General features: G+C 72.4%; 26 protein-coding genes. 10 read left to right on the top strand and 16 right to left on the bottom strand.

Going from position 1 to position 24,825, the window contains the following annotated elements:
• Window positions 1-4: 4 nt before the first annotated feature.
• Window positions 5-739, top strand: coding sequence for a 3'-5' exonuclease (locus tag ABD347_RS10520; protein WP_344359430.1), 735 nt, complete (start codon window positions 5-7; stop codon window positions 737-739).
• 201 nt (window positions 740-940) lie between these two features.
• Here ABD347_RS10520 and ABD347_RS10515 read toward each other — a convergent pair whose 3' ends face one another.
• A complete protein-coding gene (locus ABD347_RS10515; protein WP_344359427.1) occupies window positions 941-1,804 on the bottom strand; it encodes a phosphotransferase enzyme family protein in 864 nt (287 codons plus the stop codon).
• 372 nt (window positions 1,805-2,176) lie between these two features.
• Between ABD347_RS10515 and mgt the strand changes: the two genes are divergently transcribed.
• From mgt to ABD347_RS10500, 3 genes are all read left to right on the top strand, one after another.
• A complete protein-coding gene (mgt, locus tag ABD347_RS10510) occupies window positions 2,177-3,397 on the top strand; it encodes a macrolide-inactivating glycosyltransferase (RefSeq protein ID WP_344359425.1) in 1,221 nt (406 codons plus the stop codon).
• A 240-nt stretch (window positions 3,398-3,637) separates the two neighbouring features.
• On the top strand, window positions 3,638-4,837 hold the full coding sequence (locus ABD347_RS10505) for a S8 family peptidase (protein ID WP_344359422.1): 1,200 nt from the start codon (window positions 3,638-3,640) through the stop codon (window positions 4,835-4,837).
• A gap of 74 nt (window positions 4,838-4,911) precedes the next feature.
• Window positions 4,912-5,463, top strand: coding sequence for a DUF1697 domain-containing protein (locus ABD347_RS10500; protein ID WP_344359419.1), 552 nt, complete (start codon window positions 4,912-4,914; stop codon window positions 5,461-5,463).
• Window positions 5,464-5,486: 23 nt separating this feature from the next.
• Here the strand turns inward: ABD347_RS10500 and ABD347_RS10495 are convergent, their stop codons facing one another.
• The 14 genes from ABD347_RS10495 to ABD347_RS10435 form a co-directional block, all read right to left on the bottom strand.
• A complete protein-coding gene (locus ABD347_RS10495; RefSeq protein WP_344359417.1) occupies window positions 5,487-6,218 on the bottom strand; it encodes a sirohydrochlorin chelatase in 732 nt (243 codons plus the stop codon).
• A gap of 10 nt (window positions 6,219-6,228) precedes the next feature.
• On the bottom strand, window positions 6,229-7,125 hold the full coding sequence (locus ABD347_RS10490) for an ABC transporter permease (RefSeq protein ID WP_344359414.1): 897 nt from the start codon (window positions 7,123-7,125) through the stop codon (window positions 6,229-6,231).
• Entirely contained in the window at window positions 7,112-7,900 is a 789-nt protein-coding gene (locus tag ABD347_RS10485; protein ID WP_344359411.1) for an ABC transporter ATP-binding protein, read from the bottom strand. The genes ABD347_RS10490 and ABD347_RS10485 overlap by 14 nt, the downstream gene beginning before the upstream one ends.
• 46 nt (window positions 7,901-7,946) lie before the next feature.
• Entirely contained in the window at window positions 7,947-9,053 is a 1,107-nt protein-coding gene (locus tag ABD347_RS10480; RefSeq protein WP_344359408.1) for an aliphatic sulfonate ABC transporter substrate-binding protein, read from the bottom strand.
• A 209-nt stretch (window positions 9,054-9,262) separates the two neighbouring features.
• Window positions 9,263-10,603, bottom strand: a complete 1,341-nt coding sequence (locus ABD347_RS10475; RefSeq protein WP_344359406.1) for a sulfate adenylyltransferase subunit 1 — start codon at window positions 10,601-10,603, stop codon at window positions 9,263-9,265.
• Between the two features lie 2 nt (window positions 10,604-10,605).
• Window positions 10,606-11,541 (bottom strand): sulfate adenylyltransferase subunit CysD, encoded by a 936-nt coding sequence (gene cysD / locus ABD347_RS10470; RefSeq protein WP_344359403.1) that lies wholly within the window; start codon window positions 11,539-11,541, stop codon window positions 10,606-10,608.
• Window positions 11,542-11,632: 91 nt separating this feature from the next.
• Complete coding sequence (gene cysC, locus ABD347_RS10465) at window positions 11,633-12,190, bottom strand: adenylyl-sulfate kinase (RefSeq protein ID WP_344359400.1); 558 nt, start codon at window positions 12,188-12,190, stop codon at window positions 11,633-11,635.
• Entirely contained in the window at window positions 12,190-12,891 is a 702-nt protein-coding gene (locus tag ABD347_RS10460; protein WP_344359398.1) for a phosphoadenylyl-sulfate reductase, read from the bottom strand. The genes cysC and ABD347_RS10460 overlap by 1 nt, the downstream gene beginning before the upstream one ends.
• Window positions 12,888-13,067: a hypothetical protein gene (locus ABD347_RS10455; RefSeq protein ID WP_344359395.1), complete on the bottom strand. Its 180-nt coding sequence runs from the start codon at window positions 13,065-13,067 to the stop codon at window positions 12,888-12,890. Before ABD347_RS10455 ends, ABD347_RS10460 begins: the two co-directional genes overlap by 4 nt.
• Window positions 13,064-14,761 (bottom strand): nitrite/sulfite reductase, encoded by a 1,698-nt coding sequence (locus ABD347_RS10450; protein WP_344359393.1) that lies wholly within the window; start codon window positions 14,759-14,761, stop codon window positions 13,064-13,066. Before ABD347_RS10450 ends, ABD347_RS10455 begins: the two co-directional genes overlap by 4 nt.
• A gap of 126 nt (window positions 14,762-14,887) precedes the next feature.
• Window positions 14,888-14,971: a putative leader peptide gene (locus ABD347_RS30645; RefSeq protein WP_312846103.1), complete on the bottom strand. Its 84-nt coding sequence runs from the start codon at window positions 14,969-14,971 to the stop codon at window positions 14,888-14,890.
• 150 nt (window positions 14,972-15,121) lie between these two features.
• Complete coding sequence (locus tag ABD347_RS10445; protein WP_344359391.1) at window positions 15,122-15,691, bottom strand: GNAT family N-acetyltransferase; 570 nt, start codon at window positions 15,689-15,691, stop codon at window positions 15,122-15,124.
• 38 nt (window positions 15,692-15,729) lie between these two features.
• Window positions 15,730-17,049 (bottom strand): GAF domain-containing protein, encoded by a 1,320-nt coding sequence (locus tag ABD347_RS10440; RefSeq protein ID WP_344359389.1) that lies wholly within the window; start codon window positions 17,047-17,049, stop codon window positions 15,730-15,732.
• A 374-nt stretch (window positions 17,050-17,423) separates the two neighbouring features.
• On the bottom strand, window positions 17,424-19,064 hold the full coding sequence (locus ABD347_RS10435; protein ID WP_344359387.1) for an acyl-CoA dehydrogenase family protein: 1,641 nt from the start codon (window positions 19,062-19,064) through the stop codon (window positions 17,424-17,426).
• Between the two features lie 17 nt (window positions 19,065-19,081).
• On the opposite strand from ABD347_RS10435, the gene ABD347_RS10430 reads away from it, so the two are divergent.
• A complete protein-coding gene (locus ABD347_RS10430) occupies window positions 19,082-20,374 on the top strand; it encodes a YihY/virulence factor BrkB family protein (RefSeq protein WP_344359385.1) in 1,293 nt (430 codons plus the stop codon).
• A 268-nt stretch (window positions 20,375-20,642) separates the two neighbouring features.
• The gene (locus ABD347_RS10425; RefSeq protein ID WP_344359384.1) at window positions 20,643-21,377 is read left to right on the top strand and encodes a helix-turn-helix domain-containing protein; all 735 of its coding nucleotides are present in this window, start codon (window positions 20,643-20,645) and stop codon (window positions 21,375-21,377) included.
• On the opposite strand, the gene ABD347_RS10420 is transcribed toward ABD347_RS10425, so the two are convergent.
• On the bottom strand, window positions 21,308-21,715 hold the full coding sequence (locus tag ABD347_RS10420) for a VOC family protein (RefSeq protein WP_344359383.1): 408 nt from the start codon (window positions 21,713-21,715) through the stop codon (window positions 21,308-21,310). The two genes, ABD347_RS10425 and ABD347_RS10420, sit on opposite strands and share 70 nt — an antisense overlap.
• Before the next feature lie 108 nt (window positions 21,716-21,823).
• Here ABD347_RS10420 and ABD347_RS10415 point away from each other — a divergent pair, with 108 nt between their 5' ends.
• From ABD347_RS10415 to ABD347_RS10400, 4 genes are all read left to right on the top strand, one after another.
• On the top strand, window positions 21,824-22,528 hold the full coding sequence (locus tag ABD347_RS10415) for a response regulator (RefSeq protein ID WP_344359382.1): 705 nt from the start codon (window positions 21,824-21,826) through the stop codon (window positions 22,526-22,528).
• Window positions 22,521-23,636 (top strand): sensor histidine kinase, encoded by a 1,116-nt coding sequence (locus ABD347_RS10410; protein WP_344359380.1) that lies wholly within the window; start codon window positions 22,521-22,523, stop codon window positions 23,634-23,636. Before ABD347_RS10415 ends, ABD347_RS10410 begins: the two co-directional genes overlap by 8 nt.
• Before the next feature lie 86 nt (window positions 23,637-23,722).
• On the top strand, window positions 23,723-24,289 hold the full coding sequence (locus ABD347_RS10405; protein ID WP_344359378.1) for a DM13 domain-containing protein: 567 nt from the start codon (window positions 23,723-23,725) through the stop codon (window positions 24,287-24,289).
• 65 nt (window positions 24,290-24,354) lie between these two features.
• Window positions 24,355-24,825, top strand: coding sequence for a cation:proton antiporter regulatory subunit (locus tag ABD347_RS10400; RefSeq protein ID WP_344359375.1), 471 nt, complete (start codon window positions 24,355-24,357; stop codon window positions 24,823-24,825).

Raw genomic sequence — 24,825 nt, 5'->3', positions numbered from 1 at the left:
CAGCATGGGCTGGCACGGGGAGACGCTCGTCGGCTTCGATCTGGAGACGACCGGCACGGAGCCGCTGGAAGCGCGCATCGTGACGGCCGCGGTCGTGGAGGTGCGGGGCGGCCGGACGGCGGTACGCCGCGAGTGGCTGGCCGATCCGGGCATCAGGATCCCCGCCCAGGCCACGGCGATCCACGGGATCAGCAACGAGCGGGCCATGGCGGAGGGCCGCCCGGTCCGCGAGGTCGCGGACGAGCTCGCCGACATCCTCGTGGAGCACTGGGTCCGCGGCGTGCCCGTCGTGGCGTACAACGCCGCCTTCGATCTGACCCTGCTCAGTGCCGAGTTGCGGCGGCACGGGCTGCCGGACCTGAGCGAGCGGATGGACGGCGCGCCGGTCGGCCCGGTCGTCGACCCCTACACCATCGACCGCGCCGTCGACCGGTACCGCCGGGGCAAGCGGAACCTGGAGGCGGTCTGCGAGGAGTACGGCGTGGTGCTCGACGGAGCCCATCAGGCGGCCGCCGACGCGCTGGCGGCGGTGCTGGTGGCCTGTGCGATAGCGGAACGGCACGCCTCGGTGGCGGCGCTGACCCCGGTGGAGCTGCACCAGCGGCAGGTGGTGTGGCACGCGCGGTGGGCGGCGGACTTCCAGAACTTCCTGCGACGCAAGGGCACTCCGGACGCCGTCATAGACCCGGCCTGGCCGCTGCGGGGGCTCGCGCCGACGGCCGCGCCGGCGGCGGGCTGAACCACCGCGCCTGGGCCGGGCCGTCACGGCCGGGCCGTCACGCCGGGCCGGGCCCCTTCGGCGCACACGCCCGCGCGCCCACCCCGTGCTCCGACCCGTCCGCCCACCCGTCCGCCCCGGTCCGCGTTCTCGGCCGGCGTTCCGGCGCGCCGACGGTGCCGCCCCCCTCCGTCCGTGCCGACCCACCCGCCCGGTGCCGAGTCAGAACGGATACCACCGGACCCGCGGGTCGCCGTCCCGCAGGGATGCCACCCGGCGGCGGAACTCGGCCAGGGCGTTGGGGTTCGACGGGGCGTGCTGGGCAACCCAGGCGCAGCTCGCCGTCTCCCGGGCGCCGCGCAGCACGTCGCAGCCCTCCCACTCGCGCACGTCCCAGCCGTACGCCTCGGTGAACGCGTCATGGGCCGCCGGGTCCAGGCCGTAGCGGTCCCGGGAGAGCGCGAGGACCACCAGGTCGTGCTCGCGCAGGTCCGTCGAGAACGTCTCCAGGTCGACCAGCACCGGGCCGTCCGGGCCGACATGCACATTGCGCGGCAGCGCGTCCCCGTGGATCGGGCCGGGCACCAGACGCGGGGTGAGCGCGGCCGCCGCCTCGGCGAAGCCGTCGCGGCGCTCGCGCAGGAACGCCGCGTCCGCCGGGGCGACCGCGTCGCCCGCGAGCCGCAGCCAGCGCTCCACGCCACCCAGCAGGTCACGCGGCGGCAGCGGGAAGGGCGGCTCCGGCAGCGCGTGGACCCGGCGCAGCAGCGGGGCGAGGTCCCGGGGCTCCGGCGGGCGCACGGCATCGGGGAGCCGATGCCACACCGTGACCGGATGACCCTCCACCAGCCGGGGCTTGGGTTCGGCCGCGCGTACGGCGGGGACGCCGGACTCCTCCAGCCAGGAGGCCACGGCCACCTCCCGCTCGGCCCGTTCCAGCAGCTCCGGGTCCCGGCCGATCTTCACCACCAGGTCGTCGGCGGCGAAGACGGCGTTCTCGCCCAGCGCCAGCAGAGCAGCCCCCCGCCCCGCCCGGCCCGCCGGGCCGACGGCGTCCAGCACCTCCCGCGCCCGCACCTCGTCCATCGCGTCCGTCCCTCCCGCATCCCTGCCGATCCGGCCAAGTCTCGCATCCGGGCGGTCGGCCCGGCCCGATGAGCCGCCCACGCCCACTGCCGCGCCTCGCCGCCGTGATGGCCGCCTGCGGCGCCACGGGTCTCCGGTCCGCCCTGGCCCGCCCGGTGCGCGGCTGCCTCGATCGGAAGGGCGAGGTCGCCACGCCCGCGTGCCAGGAGTACTCCAGGGGCGCCGTCGACGCCGCGGAGCCGGAGAAACGCCTCGTCAGGGACGGCAACCGGGTGCTCGGCCGCTACCGGCGCCGACGCCTGTCAGCCGGGAGGGCGGCGGCGTACCGTTATTCCGTTGTACGAGACGTCTCGTCTTGTTTAGTCTCCGGACATGACCTCCACCGAGCGTGCCCATATCGCCATGTTCTCCATAGCCGCCCACGGGCACGTCAATCCGAGCATCGAAGTCGTCCGGGAGCTCGTCGCCCGTGAGCACCGCGTCAGCTACGCGATCCCCGCGTCCTTCGCGGACACGGTCGCCGCGACCGGGGCGGAGCCCGTGACCTACACCTCCACGCTGCCGACGGACGAGGATCCGGAGGCGTGGGGGACGGAGCTGATCGACAACATCGAGCCGTTCCTGGACGACGCCGTCCAGGTGCTGCCGCAGCTCGCGGCCGCCTTCGCCGGGGACGAACCCGACCTCGTGATCCACGACATCACCGCCTATCCGGCCCCCGTCCTCGCCCACCGCTGGGGTGTGCCCGCGGTCTCCCTGTGGCCCAACCTCGTCCCCTGGGAGGGGTACGAGGAGGAGGTCGCCGAGCCGATGTTCGCCGACCTCAAGGCGTCCGAGCGGGGCAGGGCGTACTACGCGCGCTTCGAGGCGTGGCTCGCGGAGAACGGCGTCGACACCCACCCCGACCGGTTCGTCTCCCGTCCCCGCAAGGCCGTCGTCCTGATCCCCAAGGTCCTCCAGCCCAACGCCGACCGCGTCGACGAGTCCGTCTTCACCTTCGTCGGCGCCTGCCAGGGCGAGCGCGGCGAGCAGGGGGAGTGGGAGCCGCCGGCCGGTGCGGAGAAGGTCCTGCTCGTCTCGCTCGGATCGGCCTTCACCAAGCAGCCGGACTTCTACCGCGCGTGCGTCGAGGCCTTCGGCGGTCTGCCCGGCTGGCACGTCGTGCTGCAGATCGGCAAGCACGTCGGCGCCGCCGAACTCGGCGAACTGCCCGGCAACATCGAGGTCCACAGCTGGGTGCCGCAACTGTCCGTCCTCCGCCGGGCGGACGCGTTCGTGACGCACGGGGGCGCGGGCGGCGGCCAGGAGGGTCTGGCCACGGGGACGCCGATGGTCGCGGTCCCGCAGGCCGTCGACCAGTTCGGCAACGCCGACATGCTCGCCTCGCTCGGTGTCGCCCGCCACCTCCCCATGGCCGACGCCACCCCCGGCGCCCTGCGGGCGGCGGTCCTGGAACTCGTCGGTGACCCCGAAGTGGCCCGGCGGGCGGCGGAGATCCGGCTGGGCATGGCAGCCGAGGGCGGTACCGCGCGGGCGGCGGACCTCATCGAGGCGGAGCTTCCGGCGGGACTCCGGGCGCCGTCCTCGTCATAAGGCGATTCCGGACGCCGTGAAACGTCACGTGGCATGGCCATTTGGGCCATGCCACGCCGCGTTGCCGTGAAGCTTCCTGAGTGAGCGATTTGTTATTGAGAAAGTTTGTCGAGTAAGTCACGGGTATGTGAAGGCCTTGATCTGCGCGCGTCAATCGAGCAGGGTTTCGAACAGCCCCCGGAAGAATTCCCGTCCGGAGGCGAACCCCCCACACAATTGATGACGAGGAGTCCCCTCTTCATGGCAACTCTCAAGCGCGCCACCGGAATCCGGATCGTCGCCGCCACGGCCGTCGTCGTCGGCCTCACCGCTTTCGGCACGGCCCACGCGGGCACCGCGTCCACCCCCGCGCCCGCCGAGGGAACGGTCCACGGCCTCGGGGCCGAAGGCGCCGTCTCCGGCAGCTACATCGTCCTGCTGGACGAGAAGGCGGACAAGGCGGAGCTCGCCAAGGAATACGGCGGCACGCTCAAGCGCGACTACACCTCGGCCGTCAACGGCTTCTCCGCCGACGGCCTCTCGCAGACCGAGGCCAGGCGCCTGGCGGCGGACCCGGCCGTCGCCAAGGTGGTGCAGAACAAGAAGTTCACCATCAACGCCAGCCAGGACGACCCGCCGTCCTGGGGCCTCGACCGCGTCGACCAGGCCGACACCGCCGGAGACAACACGTACACCTACCCCGACCACGCGGGCGAGGGCGTGACCGCGTACGTCATCGACACCGGCGTACGCGTCGGGCACAAGGACTTCGAGGGCCGCGCCGTCTCCGGGTTCGACGCGATCGACAACGACGACGACGCGAGCGACGGCAACGGCCACGGCACGCACGTCGCCGGCACCATCGCCGGTGCCGCGCACGGTGTCGCCAAGAAGGCGAGGATCGTCGCCGTCCGCGTGCTCGACGACAACGGCTCCGGCACCACCGAGCAGGTCGTCGCGGGCATCGACTGGGTCACCAAGAACCACCGGGGCCCGTCCGTCGCCAACATGAGCCTGGGCGGCGGGGCCGACCCGGCCCTCGACGCGGCCGTCGGCAAGGCCATCGCCTCCGGGATCACCTTCGCCATCGCCGCGGGCAACGAGTCGGCGGACGCCGGGCAGAGTTCCCCGGCCCGCGTCCCGGAGGCCATCACCGTGGCCTCCTCCACCAAGGACGACCAGCAGTCCGGCTTCTCCAACTTCGGCTCGGTCGTGGACATCTACGCGCCCGGCTCGGACATCACCTCGGCGTGGAACGACAGCGACGAGGGCACCAGGACCATATCCGGTACGTCCATGGCGGCGCCCCACGTCGCCGGCGCCGCCGCCGTCTACCTGGCGGGCCACCAGGACGCCACCCCCGAGCAGGTCGCCGCGGCCCTCACCGGCAACGCCACGGCCGACAGGATCGCCAACCCCACCCGGGGCACGGTGAACAAGCTGCTGAAGATCGTCGAGTAACCCGCCCAGCACCCCGACCGGCGGCCGCCGCGCCCTCCCCCACGGGGCGCGGCGGTCCGTCATATGGTGTGACCATGACGACGAGGTACGCCGCCCTGCTGCGCGGGATCAATGTCGGCGGACACAAGAAGGTCCCGATGGCGCAGCTGCGTACGCTGCTGACGGAACTCGGCCACAGCGATGTCACGACGTACCTGCAGAGCGGCAACGCGGCCTTCACCAGCACGTCCGGCGCCGGCGAGGACACGCTGGCCGCGGAGCTCGGGGCGGCGATCGAGCAGCACTTCGGCTTCCGCGTCGACTGCCTGGTCTGCGGCGGGCCCTACCTGCGCGCCGTCGCCGACGCCTGCCCCTTCCCCGCCGCCGGCCTGGAGCCCAGACAGCTCCACGTCACCTACTTCTCCGAGGCCGTCACACCCGACAGGTTCGCCCGCCTCGACCAGGCCGCGTTCCTCCCGGAGGAGTTCCGCCTCGGCGACCGCGCCCTGTACCTGTACGCACCCGAAGGCCTGGGCCGCTCCAAGCTCGCCGAGGCACTGGCACGCCCGGCCTTCACCAAGGACATCACCGCCACCACCCGCAACTGGAACACCGTCGTCAAACTGGCGGAGCTGACCCGCGACTGAGCGCGGCGGCGGGGTGAAGGCCCTCAGGCCGCCGCGGACAAGGCGACACCCGCCTCGTCGTACCGCGCCAGCAGCAGGCGCGCCAGCTCAAGGGACGGGCCCAGGACCTCCGCCAGGACGTCCGCGCCGGCGGCACCCTCGGCGATACGGTCCGGCAGACGGCCCGGCGCGATCACGTACGGCGCGACCGCCACCCGGCGTACCCCGTCCTCGCGGAGGGCACGCACCACGTCCTCGGTACGGGGAAGAGATGCGGAGGCGAACGCAGGCCGCACGGCGCACCAACCGGTGTGCCGCAGCTCCCGCGCCATTTCAGCGATCACTGCGATCGCCTCCGGGTCGGTGGAGCCCGCCGAGGCCAGGACGACCCCGGTCGAGCGCTTGTCGGCGGGCGTCAGGCCCGCCTCGTACAGCCGCCGCTCCAGCGCCGCGATCAGCAGCGGCGAGGGGCCGAGGACCGGCGCCTGCCGGATCCGCAGCGACGGCGGGGCCTCCCGCAGGACGGCGGGGATGTCGGCCTTGGCGTGGAACGCGCGGGTCAGCAGCAGCGGGAGGGCCACCACGTCGCGTACGCCCTCGGCCACCAGCCGTTCCAGGACGGCCGGCACCGACGGCACGTTGAAGTCCAGGAACGCCGTCTCCACCCGTACGCCGGGACGCAGGCGAGCCGCCCGGCGCACCAGGGCGTGCACGGTCGCGGCGTGCCGCGGGTCGCGGCTGCCGTGGGCGATCACGAGCAGGACAGGACGGTTCATGGCGGGACGCTCAGCTCCTGACGAGGAGACCGCGACGGCGCAGCACCGCACGCTCCAGGGGGCTGAAGACCAACAGGTCGATGGCGATGCCGACGATCAGGATCAGCAGGATCGCCAGGAAGATGCCCGGCATGTCGATGTTGTTGCGCCCGTTCTCCAGCAGCTGCCCGAGCCCCAGGCCCAGCTCGGGAGAGGACGCGATGATCTCGGCGGCCATCAGGGAGCGCCACGAGAAGGCCCAGCCCTGCTTCAGGCCCGCCAGGTACCCCGGCAGCGCGGCCGGCATCACGATGTGCCAGGCACCCCGCAGTCCGGTCGCGCCGAGCGTCCGGCCCGCCCGCAGGTACAGCGGCGGCACCTGGTCCACACCGGACACCAGGCCGTTGGCGATCGACGGCACGGCACCCAGCAGGATCACCGCGTACATCATCGAGTCGTTGAGGCCCAGCCACAGCACGGCCGGCGCCACCCAGGCCACCGACGGCAGCGACTGCAGACCCGACAGGATCGGGCCGATCGCCGCCCGGACGAACCTCACCCGGGCCACCAGGAGCCCCAGCGGCGTTCCGATGGCCAGCGCCATCACGAAGCCGAGCAGCGCCCGGGACACACTGGTCCACAGCACGTCCAGCAGCGTGCCCTCCAGCCACATGGTGGACAGGCTGTCCCACACGGCGGCCGGCGGCGGGAGCTTGTACTCGTCGGTGACCCGGGCCCAGACCAGCAGCTGCCACACCAACAGCACCAGCGCGACGGCGACCAGGGGCGGCAGCACCTTCCGGCCCAGGACCTCCCGCACCGACGCCCTGCGCACCTGCACCGTCTCCAGCGCGTCCAGCCCCGCCTCCAGGCCGGCCAGGTCGTCCGTCTTGGCGACGCCCCCGGTCGTCGTCTCAGTGCTGGCCATGACGGCGGATCTCCCTACGCAGTTCTTCGGTGATCTCGACGGACAGCTCCGCCACCGCGGCGTCCTCGATACGTCGCGGCTGAGGGATGTCGATCTTCCACTGGCGGGCGATCCGCCCCGGCCGGGAGGACAGCAGCACCACACGCTCGGCCAGCCGCACGGCCTCGCGCACATTGTGGGTGACGAAGAGCACCGACAGCCGCGTCTCACGCCAGACGCGCGTCAGCTCGTCGTGCAGCACGTCACGGGTGATCGCGTCCAGCGCCGCGAACGGCTCGTCCATCAGCAGCAGGTCGCTGTCCTGGGCCAGCGCCCTGGCCAGGGCCACCCGCTGGCGCATACCGCCGGACAACTCGTGCACCCGCTTGCCGTACGCGCCGGTGAGGCGCACCAGCTCCAGCAGCCGCTCCGCCTCGCCGCGCCGGTCGTTCTTCGGCACGCCGCGCAGCCGGAGCGCCAGCTCGATGTTCTTGCCGGCGGTCAGCCAGGGGAACAGCGCGTGCTCCTGGAACATCAGCGCCGGCCGGCCGCCGGGGGTCGCGATGGACCCCGCCGTGGGCCGGTCGAGCCCCGCCACCAGGTTCAGGAGCGTGGACTTGCCGCACCCCGAGGCCCCCAGGAGGGTGACGAACTCGCCCGGGGCGACATCGAGCGAGATGTCGTCGAGCACGAGCTGCTGTCCGGTCGGTCCGGCGAAGGACTTCGAGACGTGCTCGATACGGGCCGCGTGGCTCACCGCGACACGGTCCTCGGCCTTGGCGAAGGTCGTGGCCATGGTCGTCACCTCCTGGGAACGGGAACTGGGCTGCTGAGCGGGCGGGTTACTTGACGCCGAGACCGGCGTCGGCGACCTCGGGCATGCCCTCGGCCTTCAGGACCTTGTTGAGCGGTCTCAGGTCGTAGATGCCCTTCAGGTCCGGCTTCTCCAGGAGACCGGCGGTCACCGCGTGGCCGGCCTGCGCCCGCAACGTCGCGGCCAGCGGGTCGTCGACGAACCGGATCGACGGCCACGCCCGGTCGATGACCTCGTCCCGCAGCGGTTTGCCGGTGAGCGCCTTCAGCCTGGCGTTGACGGAGTCCTTGGCCTCGCCGGGGTTGGCGTTGATCCACGCGTTGGTTCTCACCGAGCCGCGCAGCACCGCCTCGACGACATCCGGGTGCTTCTCGAGGAACTCCTGCGACACGATGATGTTCGTGATCACGAACTTCTTCTCCGGCCACAGGGCCGACTCCTCGAGCAGCACCTTGGCGCCCTCGCCGACCAGCATCGACGCCGTCGGCTCGGGCATCCAGGCGCCGTCGATCGCACCGGACCGGTAGGCGTTCGGAGCGATCTTGTTCTCGGTGCGGACGACGGAGACGTCGCCCTTGCCGCTCTGGGCGTCGACCTTCCAGCCCCGCTCCGCGATCCAGTTGAGGAACGCGACGTCCTGGGTGTTGGCGTGCTGCGGGGTGGCGATCTTCTTGCCCTTGAGGTCGTCCAGGGTCTTGATCTTGTCCGGGTTCACGACCAGCTTGACCCCACCGGACGCGGAACCGCCGATGATCCGCAGGTTTTCGCCCTTGGACTTGACCCAGCCGTTGATCGCGGGGGAGGGGCCGATGAAACCGATGTCGATCGAGCCGGCGTTGAGCGCCTCGATCTCGGACGGGCCCGCGTTGAACGTCGACACCTTCAGCTCGGTGCCGCCCAGCTCCTTCTGGATGATGCCTTCCTGGTCACCCACGAGGGCCGTGGCATGGGTCAGGTTGGGGAAGTACCCGAGCCGCACCCGGTCGGCGGAGAGCTTCTCGCCCTCGGCCGCCACCTTCCTCTCGTCCTTCGGGGCCTTGGAGCCGTAGCCGCAGGAGGCGAGCGCGCCGATCAGCAGCGGCGCGGCCACGGCGGCGGCTAGGGCGCGGCGCACGGTGGTACGGAAGGCAGGCACGGAGGTGGTTCCCCTCGGTTCAGGGTCTTCGGAGTCTTCGTCGGTGACGCGCGTGACGCGCGTGACGCGGGTACGGCTCGGGGAGGGCGCACGGCGGGTGCGCGTGCGTCAGCGGGCACATCGCGCCACACCCCCGGTCCCCGCGCCGAGGGCGCCGCTGCCGACCCGGCCGCCCTCCTTCGCGAAGGTCGCGTAGACGTCGGTCATCGTCAGAAGTCCCAGCCCTCGTCGTCCCGCTCGGCGGCCGGCGCGTCGGCGGAGGCGAACGCGTCACCCGCCATGCCGGCCGCCAGCGTGGTGCCGTCGGCCGGGTCGATCAGCAGGAACGAGCCGGTGCGGCGCGAGTCGGCGTACGTGTCGAGCGCCAGCGGCTCGGCGGTGCGCACCACGACACGGCCGATGTCGTTGGCGACCAGCCGCCCGGGCGCCGGGTGCTGGGACAGGTCGTCCAGCGTCAGCCGGGACGGGATGTCCTTGACGATCGCCTTGACGGTACGGGTGGTGTGCTTCAGCAGCACCCGCTGACCGACCGCCAGCGGCTGGTCCGCCACGTGGCACACCGTCGCCACGACGTCCTGCGTGGTCGTCGGGGCGTCACCGGCCGGGGCGATCAGGTCGCCGCGCGAGATGTCGATGTCGTCGGCCAGCCGGATCGTCACCGACTGCGGCGCCCAGGCGATGTCCACGCTCTCGCCGAGCGCGTCGATGGCCGTGATGGTGCTGGTCCGGCCGGACGGCAGCACCGTGACCTGCTCGCCTACGCGGAAGGCGCCGGCCGCGATCTGGCCCGCGTACCCCCGGTAGTCCGGGTGCTCGGCGGTCTGCGGCCGGATCACGTACTGCACCGGGAACCGGGCGTGGCAGGCGGTCAGGTCGTGGCTGACCGGGACGGTCTCCAGGTGCTCCAGGACCGTCGGGCCGCCGTACCAGTCCATGTTGGCCGACGGCTCCACCACGTTGTCGCCCGCCAGCGCCGAGATGGGGATCGCGGTGATCTCCGGGACGCCGAGCTCGGAGGCGTACGTGGTGAACTCCTCGGCGATCGACGCGAAGACGGGCTCCGCGTAGTCGACGAGGTCCATCTTGTTGACGGCCAGCACCACGTGGGGGACGCGCAGCAGCGCGGCCACGGCGGCGTGCCGGCGGGTCTGCTCGACGACGCCGTTGCGTGCGTCGACCAGCACCACGGCCAGCTCGGCGGTGGAGGCGCCGGTGACCATGTTGCGGGTGTACTGCACATGGCCGGGCGTGTCGGCCAGGATGAACCGGCGCCGGGGCGTGGCGAAGTAGCGGTAGGCGACATCGATGGTGATGCCCTGCTCGCGCTCGGCCCGCAGACCGTCGGTGAGCAGCGCCAGGTCGGGGGCGTCCTGGCCACGGCTCAGGGACGCGGCCTCGACGGCCTCCAACTGGTCGGTCAGCACCGACTTGGAGTCGTGCAGCAGCCGGCCCACCAGCGTGGACTTTCCGTCGTCGACGGACCCGGCGGTCGCGAAACGCAGCAGGGTGGTGGCCGACAGGTCGGCGAGCTGCTCGCTCGTGGTGCTCATGTCTAGAAGTACCCTTCGCGCTTGCGGTCTTCCATCGCGGCCTCGGACAGCTTGTCGTCGGCGCGGGTGGCGCCCCGCTCGGTGAGCCGGGAGGCGGCGATCTCGGCGATCACGGCCTGGAGCGTGGTGGCGTCGGACTCGACGGCGCCGGTGCAGGACATGTCGCCGACCGTGCGGTAGCGGATCATCCGCTTCTCCACCGGCTCGGTGTCCTTCGGACCGCCCCACTCGCCGGCCGTCAGCCACATGCCGTGGCGGGAGAACACCTCACGCTCGTGCGCGAAGTAGATCTGCGGCAGCTCGATGCCCTCACGCTCGATGTACTGCCACACGTCCAGCTCGGTCCAGTTCGACAGCGGGAACACCCGCACGTGCTCACCGGGCGCGTGCCGGCCGTTGTACAGCTGCCACAGCTCGGGACGCTGGCGGCGCGGGTCCCACTGCGAGAACTCGTCACGCAGCGAGAACACCCGCTCCTTCGCCCGCGCCTTCTCCTCGTCACGCCGCCCACCGCCGAACACGGCGTCGAAGCGGTGCTGCTGGATGGCCTCGGTCAGCGGCACGGTCTGCAGCGGGTTGCGGGTGCCGTCGGGGCGCTCCTTGAGCACACCGCGGTCGATGTAGTCCTGCACGGACGCCACGTGCAGGCGCAGTCCGTGCTTCTCGACCGTGCGGTCGCGGTACTCGATGACCTCGGGGAAGTTGTGCCCGGTGTCGACGTGCAACAGCGTGAACGGGATCGCGGCGGGCGCGAACGCCTTCAGCGCCAGGTGCAGCATGACGATCGAGTCCTTGCCGCCGGAGAACAGGATCACCGGCCGCTCGAACTCACCCGCCACCTCGCGGAAGATGTGCACCGCCTCGGACTCCAGCGAGTCCAGGTGCGACAGCGCGAACGGGCTGTCCGTGCCTTCATGGACGTTGGCCACCGTGGTCATGCTGCGTCCCCTTCGTGAACTTCTCCGCCTGCGCGGCGCAGGGGTGCGGGCGTCGTTGCTGTCTGCGGCCCGGTGGCCGCGCACGCGTCGCTCACAGGAGGCCCCTCTCGGTCAGCAGGGCGTGGACCGCCGCGGCGGACTCCGGCACGGTCTGGTTCTGGGACTCGATCCGCAGGTCCGGCGTCTCCGGCTCCTCGTACGGGTCGTCCACGCCGGTCAGGCCGCTGATCTCGCCCGCGGCCTGCTTGGCGTACAGCCCCTTCACATCGCGTACGGAGCACACCTCCACCGGAGTGGCGACGTGCACCTCGACGTACGGGGTGCCCTCCCGCTGGTGGCGCTTGCGGACGGCCTCGCGGCTGTCCGCGTACGGGGCGATGACCGGCACCAGGACGTGCACGCCGTGGGACGCCAGCAGCTCGGCGACGAAGCCGATCCGCTGCACATTGGTGTGCCGGTCCTCACGGCTGAACCCGAGGCCCGCCGAGAGGAACTCGCGGATCTCGTCACCGTCGAGGACCTCGACCCGGCGGCCCTCGGCACGCAGCCGGTCCGCCAGTTCGTAGGCGATCGTGGTCTTTCCGGCGCTCGGCAGCCCGGTGAGCCAGATGGTGGCCCCAGTCACGTTCTCTTCTCCCACAGTCGTCATCAGCCGTGCAGCCCGCACTCGGTCTTCGCCCGGCCCGCCCAGCGGCCGGCCCGCGCGTCCTCGCCCTCCAGCACGCGGCGGGTGCAGGGCGCGCAGCCGACGGAGGGGTAGCCGTCCATCAGCAGCGGGTTGGTCAGCACACCGTGCTCGGCGACGTACGCGTCCACGTCGTCCTGCGTCCAGCGGGCGATCGGCGACACCTTGACCTTCCGGCGCTTCTCGTCCCACCCGACGACCGGGGTGTCCGCCCGGGTCGGGGACTCGTCGCGGCGCAGCCCGGTCGCCCACGCGTCGTACGCGGTCAGGCCCTCCTCAAGGGGCTTGACCTTGCGCAGCGCGCAGCACAGGTCGGGGTTGCGGTCGTGCAGCTTTGGGCCGTACTCGGCGTCCTGCTCGGCCACCGTCTGCCGCGGCGTCAGCGTGATGACGTTGACGTCCATCACCGCCTCGACCGCGTCACGGGTCCCGATGGTCTCGGGGAAGTGGTAGCCGGTGTCGAGGAAGACGACGTCCACACCGGGCATGGCCCGCGAGGCGAGGTGGGCGACGACCGCGTCCTCCATCGAGGAGGTGACGCAGAAGCGCGGACCGAAGGTGTCGGCGGCCCACTTCAGGATCTCCAGGGCGGACGCCTCTTCGAGGTCCCGCCCCGCCCGCTCGGCGAGCGTCTTGAGCTGTTCCTTGCTCTGAACCACCGTCATATCGCTTCCCCTCCACCGTCGTTGCGCCGGAGCCCCCGGGTCAGCAACCCGAGGAACTTCAGCTGGAAGGCTCGATTGCACGCTCCGCATTCCCAGGCGCCGTGCCCCTGCTCACTGGGGCGCAGGTCCTCGTCACCGCAGTAGGGGCAGTGGAACGGTGCCGCACGCTCGCTCATGAGAGGGCCTCCTCCGAGGCACGCGCCGCCCAGGTGGCGAAGCGCTCGCCGTCCTCGCGCTGCTCCTGGAAGCGGCCCAGGACCCGCTCGATGTAGTCGGGCAGTTCGTCGGCGGTGACCTTCAGGCCGCGCACCTTGCGGCCGAAGCCCGCCTCCAGGCCGAGTGCGCCGCCCAGGTGCACCTGGTAGCCCTCCACCTGGTTGCCCTCGTCGTCGAGCACCAGCTGACCCTTGAGACCGATGTCCGCCACCTGGATACGCGCACAGGCGTTCGGGCAACCGTTGATGTTGATGGTGATCGGCTCGTCGAAGTCCGGGATGCGGCGCTCCAGCTCGTCGATCAGCGAGGCGCCGCGCGCCTTGGTCTCGACGATCGCCAGCTTGCAGAACTCGATGCCGGTGCAGGCCATCGTGCCGCGCCGGAACGGCGACGGCTTGACCTGGAGGTCCAGTGCCTCCAGCCCCGCCACCAGCGACTCGACCCGGGCCTCGTCGACGTCGAGGACGATCATCTTCTGCTCGGCGGTGGTCCGCAGCCTGCCGGAGCCGTGCGCCTGGGCCACGTCGGCGATCTTCGTGAGCGTGGCACCGTCGACACGGCCGACGCGCGGCGCGAAGCCCACGTAGAACCGGCCGTCCTTCTGCCGGTGCACGCCCACGTGGTCACGCCACTGCTGTACGGGCTGCTCGGGCGCCGGGCCGTCCACCAGCTCGCGCTTGAGGTACTCGTCCTCCAGCACCTTGCGGAACTTCTCCGCGCCCCAGTCGGCGACCAGGAACTTCAGGCGGGCGCGGTTGCGCAGCCTGCGGTAGCCGTAGTCGCGGAAGATCGAGATGACGCCCTCGTACACGTCGGGCACCTCGTCGAGCGGGACCCACGCGCCGAGCCGCACACCGAGCTTGGGGTTGGTGGACAGACCGCCGCCGACCCACAGGTCGAAGCCGGGGCCGTGCTCGGGGTGGTGCACGCCCACGAAGGAGATGTCGTTGATCTCGTGCGCCACGTCGAGCAGCGGGGAGCCGGAGATCGCCGACTTGAACTTGCGGGGCAGGTTGGAGAAGTCCTTGTTGCCGATGATCCGGCGCTGGATCTCGTCGATGGCGGGAGTGCCGTCGATGATCTCGTCCTCGGCGATCCCGGCCACCGGCGAGCCGAGGATGACGCGCGGGGTGTCGCCGCACGCCTCGGTGGTCGACAGGCCCACGGCCTCCAGGCGGTTCCAGATCTCGGGCACGTCCTCGATCCGGATCCAGTGGTACTGCACGTTCTGCCGGTCGGTGATGTCGGCGGTGCCGCGCGCGAACTCCTGCGAGATCTCACCGATGACCCGGAGCTGCTCGGTGGTCAGCCGCCCGCCGTCGATGCGGACGCGCAGCATGAAGTACTCGTCGTCCAGCTCCTCCGGCTCCAGGATCGCGGTCTTGCCGCCGTCGATCCCGGGCTTGCGCTGGGTGTAGAGACCCCACCAGCGCATCCGGCCCCGCAGGTCGTTGGGGTCGATCGAGTCGAAACCGGCCTTGGAGTAGATCGTCTCAATGCGTGTCCGTACGTTGAGACCGTCGTCGTCCTTCTTGAACTGCTCGTTGCCGTTGAGGGGCGTGAAGTGGCCCACGGCCCACTGGCCTTCGCCGCGGTGGCGCCCGGTTTTGCGGCGGGCGGTGGCGGAGGCGGGCTTCTCAGGGGTGGCGGCCATGACGATACGTCCTTCGGGACTGCAGGAGGGCGGCTCTGACCTGCACACTCGCGCGCTGAGCAGAGGGTGGCGCGGCGGTGCGCTGGGGGTTCAGACGTAAGGGGGATCGCGGTGGTGCTGGGCTGATCAGCTCACCGGACAGATGGCGCTGGACATGCGGCCGAGGTCGACGTGCCGCCGACTCACCAAGGCAATTCCAGCTCGAGACATGACGGAAGCGTGCCATGGGACTTTGGACCCAGTCCAGGTTCGTCCATGATGTGGACACCAGTGTCCCACATCGTGGACAGGTGTGGTGTGGGTCACGTCCGTCGCCCCCGCCCGGGCAGCCGGAACGAAGGGGGCGACGGACGGGAAGGCTCAGCGGGCGCCCGCGCCGGGCCACGGACCCGGGGCCGCCGACTCCGGCTCCTGCGTCACCTCGGTGTGGAAGAGAGTGAAGCCACGACGCCGATAGTTCCCCATCGCGTGCTCCCCGTCCAGGGAGCAGGTGTGCAGCCACACCCGCTTCGTCGGGGCCCGCCCCGGCCAGCGGTCGGCCAGGTCCCAGGCGCGCGCGGTGCCGTACGAGAGCAGATGCCCGCCGATCCCCCGGCCCCGGAACGCCGGTATCAACCCGAAGTAGACGATCTCCACCACCCCGTCCTCCTGCGGGTCCAGCTCCACGTACCCCGCCGGCGTCCCCCTGTCGTACGCCACCCAGATCTCCGCCCCGGGCCGCTCCACGATCTCCCGCCACTGGGCGTACGTCAGCCCCAGCCGGTCCGTCCAGCGGACGTCGCCGCCCACCGCCGTATAGAGGAAGCGGCCGAACTCGGGCGAGGGCACCTCCGCCCGCACGATCCGCACCTCACCGGCGGGCGCGGCGGCGGGCCGCAGGTCGTCCGGCGAGGTCTGTTCGAGGGACCAGGTGGTCACGGTGATGCTCATACGCCCAAGCGAACCACGCGCCCGCCCCGGCGTGGCGATCAGCTCCCGCCCCCGCCCGTCGCGCCCGCCCCGGCGCGGGAGGCGCGCACCGCCGGGGCCGTGGAGTGCGGGAGCAGATCAGCCGGGTCCTCGGGGCCGACCACCTCCACCTCGACCCCCTCACGGAAGCGGTACGGGCGGTGCTCCAGCACGCCCGCCAGGGTGCGGCGTATCCGGGACAGCTCCGCCCGGACCGTCACCGCCCGCGTACGGTCGCCGAACACGTCGTACGCCAGCTCCGCCGCCGTGCGTCCCTCCCGGTGCAGCGCCAGCGCGTACAGCAGCTCCGTGTGGCGCGGGCTCAGCTCCTGCGTCCAGCTGCCCGCCGCCCCCGACACCTCCAGCGACCACCGCCGCGGCCGGCTCACGTCCAGCACCACCCGGCTCGACGCCGCCGCCGCCCGCGCCTCCTCGTCCACCACCCGCAGCAGCCACCCGCCGGGCAGCGGCTCCGCCTCGCACATCCCCAGCGACGGCAGCCACACCCGGCCCGCCCGGAACGACGCCGGCAGCGTCAACCGGTCCATCGGCGGCATCCCGGTCACACCGGCCAGCCAGCCGTGCGCGTCCACCGCCAGCGCCCTGCCCCCCAGCCGGCACAGGATCGGCGCGGCCACCGCCCGCAGCCGCGCCAACTCGGTGAAGTGCCGGTTACGCAGCTCCGCCTCCGCCAGCCTGGCGACCGAGCTCACCAGCATCAGCGTCGCCGGGTGCATCGTCGCCAGCGGCCCGCTCACATCCACCGCGCCGAGCAGCTTGCCGTCCCGCGGATCGGTGATCGGAGCGCCCGCGCAGGTCCACGAGTGGTGCGTCGAGACGAAGTGCTCCGCCGAGTGCACCTGCACCGGGCGCCGGGCCACCAGCGCGGTGCCCACCCCGTTCGTACCGACCGTCGTCTCCGCCCAGTCGGCACCCGGCTCGAACCCGTGCCCGTCCGCCTTGCGCAGCACGCTCGCGCTGCCCTCGCGCCACAGCACCCGGCCCTCGGCGTCCGCCACCACCATGATGTGCCGTACCGCGTGGGACACGGCCGAGCACGACACCAGACCCTCCCGCAGCACCGGCAGCAGCTCCGCCAGGGGCGAGGCGGCACGACGCCGCTCGATCTCCCCGGGTGGCAGCAGCCCCGAACGGTGGTCCCGGTCCGGATCCACGCCCTTGCGCAGCATGCGCTGCCACGACTCACCTATGTCGGCGCGCGGCGCCAGCGGGGGCCGCCCGCCCTTCAGCGCCGCCTCCCTCACACCCTTGAGCAGCAACGCCGCCTCGCGCGTGTCCATGGCTGCGAGCCGCGTCATGTCGACTGTGGCCTGACGCACCGGTCCTCCCCGCTGCCGCCCCACCTGGTGGCTGGTACGTGTCACCCCATCCTCCCCTGCCCGGCCGCGACGCGCTCCGGCATCCCCCACAACGGTGCAACCCTTTGCAACCCTCGCGAACGGCCCTGCCTCCGTACGAAAGTGGTACGGCGACGGGATGGTGCCGTGTCGGCGCAGCACCATCCCAGCGCTCTCCGGGCGCGGGCCGATCGGACACACGGCCCGCGCCCGCTCCCTTTTTCGAGGGCTCGGTTCGGTTCCGGGGCGCTCAAGCGTGTGTCGACGGTCGATCGTGCTCGGGTCGCTCGTTCCTCACGACCCTGTGCGCGTTCTCCCTCTCGACACCCGCCGCGCCCCTTTACCTCACTCGCCCCCTACGCCACCGCCCGCGCCCGCTCCACCAGTGCCGCCAGGTCCAGGGTGTGCGGCAGCGTCCCGAACGCCGACCCCCAGTCCCCGCCCAGCCGCGACGCGCAGAACGCGTCCGCCACCGCGGGCGGCGCCCACCGCACCAGCAGCGACCCCTGGAGCACCAGCGCCATCCGCTCCACCAGCCGCCGCGCCCGCGCCTCGACACCCTCCAGGTCGGCCAGCTCGGCCAGCAGGTCCTTGATCGCCCCGTCCAGCCGGTGGTCCGCTCCCCGCGCCTTGCCGACCTCCTCCAGGAAGGCGTTCAGCGCCTGCGGCTCCCTCTGGAGCGCCCGCAGCACGTCCAGCGCCTGCACGTTGCCCGAGCCCTCCCAGATCGAGTTCAGCGGCGACTCCCGCAGCAGCCGGGGCATCCCCGACTCCTCCACGTAGCCGTTGCCGCCCAGGCACTCCAGTGCCTCCGCCGTCACCGGCGTACACCGCTTCGTCACCCAGTACTTGGCCGCGGGCACCGCCAGGCGCAGGAAGGCCTTCTCCTGCTCGCTGTCGGTGTCGTACGCGGCCGCCAGCCTCATCGCCAGGGTCGTCGCCGCCTCCGACTCCAGTGCCAGGTCGGCCAGGACGTTGCGCATCAGCGGCTTCTCGAGGAGTACGCCGCCGAACGCGCCGCGGTACGCGGCGTGGTGCACCGACTGCGCCACGGCCTGCCGCATCAGCGCCGCCGAGCCGACCACGCAGTCCAGCCGGGTCGCCGCCACCATCCCGATGATGGTGCGCACCCCGCGGCCCTCCTCACCGACCCGGCGCGCCCACGTCCCGTCGAACTCGACCTCGCTCGACGCGTTCGACCGGTTGCCGAGCTTGTCCTTCAGCCGCTGGATCCGGAACACGTTCCGGCTGCCGTCCTCCAGCACGCGCGGCACCAGGAAGCAGGTGAGGCCCCCGGGAGCCTGCGCCAGCACCAGGAAGGCGTCGCTCATCGGCGCCGAGCAGAACCACTTGTGCCCCGTCAGCAGATACGCGCCGTCCCCCTCCACCGGGGCCGCCGTCGTCGTGTTCGCCCGTACGTCGCTGCCCCCCTGCTTCTCCGTCATGCCCATTCCGAAGAGCACGCCGGTCTTGTCGGCGGCCGGGCGCGTCGTCTCCTCGCCCTCGTAGATCCGCGAGGTCAGCTTCGGCTCCCACTCGGCGGCCAGCGCGGGATCGGCCCGCAGCGCCGGGACGGCGGCGTGGGTCATCGACAGCGGGCAGCCGTGCCCGGCCTCGGCCTGCGTCCACACCAGGAACCCGGCGGCGCGCCGCACATGGCCGCCCGGTCGGCCCCAGGCGTCGGTGAGCCCGTTGGTCACCGCGTGACCGAGCAGCCGGTGCCAGGCGGGGTGGAAGTCGACGTGGTCGATCCGGTGGCCGTACCGGTCGTGGGTGCGCAGCTTCGGCGGGTTCTCGTTGGCGAGGAACCCCCACTCCTGCGCCTGGACGGAGCCGGCGGTGGTACCGAGCGACGAGAGCTCCCGGCGGGCGTCGTCGAGGAGTTCGAGCGGAAGGTGACGCTCCACGGCCTCGGTCAGCGCATGATCGGCGGTGAAGACGTCGTACCCGACCAGGGGTGGGGGCTGGTTGGTCACTGTGTGGGTGGTGGTCGCCATGCGGATACGGTAAGGAGGTGCAGGCAGCAAATGAAACACCCCCGGGGGCCCCTCGGTCACCGGGCAGACTCCACCGGGCCCGGGCCCTCTACCGCAATGTGTCGAAGCGGAGGATGGCCTGGCTGCTCCTGAAGGACACCGTCAATTCGTGCATCGAGTACCGGATCCTCGGTCTCGCCGCCGAGGCGGCCTTCTTCACCCTCCTGTCGCTGCCGCCCCTGATGCTGGGTCTCATCGGACTCCTCGGCTACATCGACGACTGGACCAACACCACCACCGTCGCCTCCATCGAGCGCAACATCCTCGGGGCGGTCGGCACGGTCCTGTCCGACCGGGGCGTCAACGACATCGCGAAACCGCTGCTGGCCGACGTCACCCACGGCGGCCGCCCCGACCTCATCTCGATCGGTTTCGCCATCGCGCTGTGGTCGGGCTCGCGGGCGGTGAACGTCTTCATCGACACCATCACCGTGATGTACGGCCTGGACGGTCATCGCGGCATCGTCGCCACGCGGTTGCTGGCCTTCCTGCTCTACATCGTCGCCCTGATAATCGGAGCGGTCGTCCTGCCGCTGGCGGTGGTGGGGCCCGACCGGGTGGTCGAACTCGTCCCCTGGGGCACCGAGGTCGTCTCCGTCCTGTACTGGCCGGTCGTGATCCTGCTGTCCGTCGCCTTCCTGACGACCCTGTACCACGTGTCGGTTCCGGTGCGCTCGCCCTGGATCGAGGACGTCCCCGGCGCGCTGGTCGCCCTCGCCATGTGGGTGCTCGGCAGCTTCCTGCTGCGCATCTACCTGACCAGTACGGTCGAGGGGCCGACGATCTACGGCTCGCTCGCCGCGCCCATCGCGGTCCTGCTGTGGATCGGCATCTCGGCGTTCGCGGTCCTGGTGGGCGCGGCGGTCAACGCGGCGATCGACCGCGTCTGGCCGTCGGTCGCCACCGCCGCCGCCCGCGCCGAGAACGAACGCGCCCGCACGGCCGAGGCGGCCGCCCTGGTCGCACGGGCCAAGGCGGCGGTCGAGGGCCTGGACGACCTGGACCCCGACATGCCCTCGGAGTTCCCGGAGCGCTGGTCGCGGTTCCTGCCCCCGGACGATGTGAGGTCCCGGCTGCACACCGCGAAGGACAAGGAACGAGAGCGGGCCAAGGAACGGGAACGGGACCGGGAACGGGACAAGGAACGCGAGCGCGTGAAGGAGCGCGACCGCGACCGCGACCCGGACCGTACCCGGGACCGCGACCCGGGCCCCGACCCGAACCCGGGCCCGGGCCGCCACCGGGGCCGGGACCAAGACACGGGTCCATGACCGTGAGACCGCGTCCAAGGCACGGATCACGCCCCTGACCGAGGCCACGACCGCGACCCGGGCCCGTACGGCCGTGCCCGTGGCGCGAGCCCGGACCCGCCCGTGAGACCGCGTCCAAGGCACGGAAACGTGCCCCGGGCCGTGGCCGGGGGCAGGGATCGCGGCTCGGGCTCCGAACCGGGCCGGGACCGCGACCAGAGCGCGGTACCGCGACCCGCACCTTGGCCCCGGGGCCAAGGTGCGGGTGGTCCGGTTTAGCCTTGGACGGGTGTACGAGGAACGGCCCTCACGGCTCGACGGCGCCGTCGTCTGGACCCGTACCGGCGGGCCGGCGACGTTCTCCGTGCTGCCCGACGGCTGCATGGACCTGCTCTGGAGCGAGGGCCGGCTGTTCGTCGCCGGGCCCGACACGCGGGCGTACGTCCCCGACCGCCCCGGAGCCCGGTACGCCGGCGTCCGCTTCGCCCCCGGGGACGCCCCCGCCCTCCTCGGCGTACCCGCCCATGAGCTGCGCGACCGGCGTGTGGACCTGGCCGCGCTGTGGCCGGGCGACCGGGTCCGGCGGCTGGCCGAGCGGGTCGGGGAGGCCGCCGACCAGGCCGCCGCGCTGGAGGACCTGGCGCTGCGGCGCGCCGCGGACGTCCCGCGCCCCGACCCCCTGCTGCGGGCGGTCGCCGACGGGCTGAACGCCGGGTGGACGGTCGCCGACACCGCCCGGGCCGTCGGGCTGGGTGCCCGGCAGCTGCACCGGCGGTCGCTGGACGCCTTCGGCTACGGGCCCAAGACGCTCGCCCGGGTCCTGCGCCTGCAGCGCGCCCTCGCGCTCGTACGGGCAGGAGTGCCCTACGCGCGGGCGGCCATCGAGGCGGGCTGCACCGACCAGGCGCACCTCGCCCGCGAGACGCGCGCCCTGGCCGGCACCACGCCGGGCGCCTACGCGGCGTCCGTGGCGTCGGCGAAGAGGGAGACCCCGCAGCCGTCGGGGTCCAGCACCACCGCGTAGCGCTGGCCCCACACCGCGTCCCAGGGCTTCAGGTGGCCCCGGTGACCGGCGGCCACCAGGCCCTCGTACACGGTGTCCACCTCGGCGGGGCTCCCGCAGCGGAACGCGAGCCCGACCCGGTCGCCGCCCCGCGGGCGGGTCCAGTGCGGGTCGAAGGAGCGGATCGCCTCCTCGGTGTCCCACAGGACCCGCGTGCCACCGGGCAGGGTGGCCTCCACGTGCGGAGCGGAGTCTGCGGCCGCCGGGACGTCCAGGCCGAGACGGCGGTAGAAGGCGAGGGAGGCGGCCATGTCGGAGACGACGAGGCCGATCGCGTCGAGCCGGGGTGCGGTAGTCATGCCGCGACGGTAGACGGGCGCGCGGGACGGGTCTTGTACGAATCGGACGCCGGCGGACGTCACCGGATCGCCATGGGCGCTGTCGGTGCCGTGCGCGACACTGACGGGATGCGGAACATCCTCGTCGTGGACGACGACCCCACCGTCTCCGAGGTCGTCACGGGATACCTGGAACGCGCCGGGTTCACGGTGGCACGGGCGGCCGACGGCCCCGCGGCGCTGCGGCTCGCCGCCGAGCGCCGGCCCGACCTCGTCGTCCTCGACCTGATGCTGCCCGGTATGGACGGCCTGGAGGTGTGCCGCACCCTGCGCGGCCGGGGACCGGTGCCGGTCATCATGCTCACGGCGCGAGGTGACGAGGAGGACCGCGTCCTGGGTCTGGAGGTCGGCGCCGACGACTATGTGACCAAGCCGTTCAGCCCGCGCGAGCTGGTGCTGCGCGTGGAGTCCGTGCTGCGCCGCGGCGCTGCCGCCCCGACCGAGGGGACACCGGTGAGCGCCGGGGGCATCACCCTGGACCCGGTCGCGCGCAGGGCCACCAAGGACGGCCGGGAACTGGCCCTGACGCTGCGCGAGTTCGACCTGCTCGGCCATCTGGTGCGCCACCCGGGCCGGGCGCACAGCAGGGAGTCCCTGATGCGCGAGGTGTGGGGCTGGGAGTTCGGTGACCTGTCCACCGTCACGGTCCACGTGCGGCGGCTGCGCGGGAAGGTCGAGGACGACCCGGCGGACCCCCGGCTGATCCGGACGGTGTGGGGCGTGGGGTACCGCTTCGAGGCGGCGGGCCCGGACGGGGGAGGCGGTCATGCGTGACCTGCTGCTCATCGCGGGGTACGCCCTCGCCGGCGCGTCCGCCGCGGGGCTCGTCGGCGCCCTGGTGCTGCGGGCCCTGCGCCACAAGTCGGTCGTGGTCTCGCTGACGGTCGTCGCCGCCGTCACGGTGACCGCGATGCTGGCGGGCACCCTCACCGTCTGCGAGGCGATGTTCCTCGAGCCGCACGACTTCTCCGTCGTCACCACGGTCGTCGCCATGGCCGCGGTCGTCTCGCTGGTCACCGCGCTGGTGCTGGGCCGCTGGGTGGTCGCCCGCAGCCGGGACCTGGCACTCGCCGCGCGTTCGTTCGGCGAGGGCGGGAGCTTCGCCGCACCCGGCGGCGCGGCCACCGCGGAACTGGCCGAGCTCAGCCGCGAACTGGCCGCCACCAGCGCCCGGCTGACCGCGTCGCGCGAACGGGAGCAGGCCCTCGAAGCCTCCCGGCGCGACCTCGTCGCCTGGATCTCGCACGACCTGCGCACACCGCTCGCCGGAGTGCGTGCCATGGCGGAAGCGCTGGAGGACGGTGTCGCGCCGGACCCGCAGCGCTACTTCCGGCAGATCCGCACCGAGGTCGACCGGCTCAACGCCATGATCGGGGACCTCTTCGACCTGTCCCGCGTCCATGCCGGCACGCTGGCGCTCACTCCGTCCCGGATGTCCGTGTACGACCTGGTCGGTGAGGCCCTGGCGGGTGCGGACCCGCTCGCCCGGGAGCTCGGCGTCCGGCTGGTCGGCGAGCGGGTCGACGCCGTACCGGTCGAGGTGGACGGCCGGGAGATGACCCGGGTGCTGGCCAACCTCCTGGTCAACGCCATCCGCCGGACCACGCCCGACGGAACGGTCGCCGTCGCCGCCGAGCGGCGTGCCGAGGAGGTCGTCGTCTCCGTCACCGACGGCTGCGGCGGCATCCCGGAGGACGACCTGCCCCGGGTGTTCGACACGGGCTGGCGCGGCACCGCCGCCCGTACCCCGCCCGGCGGCGCGGGTCTCGGCCTCGCCATCGTGCGCGGCATCGTCGAGGCGCACCAGGGCCACACGGGCGTGCACAACGTCCAGGGCGGCTGCCGCTTCGAGGTGACACTGCCGGCGGCCCCCGGCCCGTAAGACTTTCGTCATCGGATCACGGGCCCCCGACCAGGCGTTCCGCGCGTTGAATGGGCACAGGACACACGGGATGCGAGGAGGCAGTGGTGATACGCGGACGACGTCTGACGACCCGCAGGGTGGTGATCGGCACGCTGGTGCTCGGGCTGGTGGTGGCGGGCTTCGGGCTCTACTGGTTCCAGCCGTGGAAGCTGTGGGCGGACCGGACGGTGAGCGAGGCGGTGCCGCCGTCCGTCCCCTCCACCGCGCCCGCCGGCCCCTCGGCGGCCCCCTCGGCCGGCCCCTCGCGGCCCGCCGGGCCGCAGACGGTCGCCACCGGCACACTGATCAGCCACGAGCACAGCACCACCGGCACCGTCCGGGTGGTGAAGCTGGCCGACGGCTCCCGGATCCTGCGGATCGAGAACCTCGACACCAGCAACGGCCCCGACCTGAAGGTCTGGGTCACCGACGCGCCCGTACGCGAGGGCAAGGCCGGCTGGCACGTCTTCGACGACGGCGCCCACCTCAGCCTCGGCGACCTGAAGGGCAACAAGGGCGACCAGAACTACGAGCTGCCCGACGACTTCGACCCCGGCACGTACACCAGCGTCAGCATCTGGTGCGACCGCTTCGACGTCTCCTTCGGCGCCGCGGCCCTTACCACAGTGTAATGGTAAGGTAAAGAAGATCCTTTCTTGCCTGCCGGCACCGTCGGCACCAGCTGTGGAGAGGCGTCATGGGAACGCGTCGAACCCCACTGCCGGGCGTCGGAACGCAGTACGAGGTCAGCACCGAGGCCGGACAGCACATCTCCGTCGTCGTCCACCACGACGGACGCCGGTTCCTCGGCTTCTACCGGGCCGACGACCCCGACACCTGCCAGGCGTCGGTGCCCCTCACCCCCGAGGAGGCCACCAGCCTGGCCCACCTGATCGACCCCACGCCGATGGAGGCCATCCGCACCGACGGGCTGGACCTGGTCACCGAGCACATACCCGTCGGCAGCCGCTCGCCCTACGGCGGACGGCTGCTCGGCGACACCAGGGCCCGTACCCGCACGGGCGCCTCCATCGTCGCCGTGCTGCGCCGCACCAGCGCTCACCCGTCCCCGGGACCGGATTTCCGGCTCGCCATCGGGGACACCCTCGTCGCCGTCGGCACCCGGGAAGGCGTGGACACCCTCGCCGACATCGTCGCGGGGGACTGA

Origin of the sequence: Streptomyces gobitricini (assembly GCF_039532985.1) — a bacterium.
Taxonomy (GTDB): domain Bacteria; phylum Actinomycetota; class Actinomycetes; order Streptomycetales; family Streptomycetaceae; genus Streptomyces; species Streptomyces gobitricini.
This window is presented reverse-complemented; position numbering and strand designations above follow the sequence as displayed.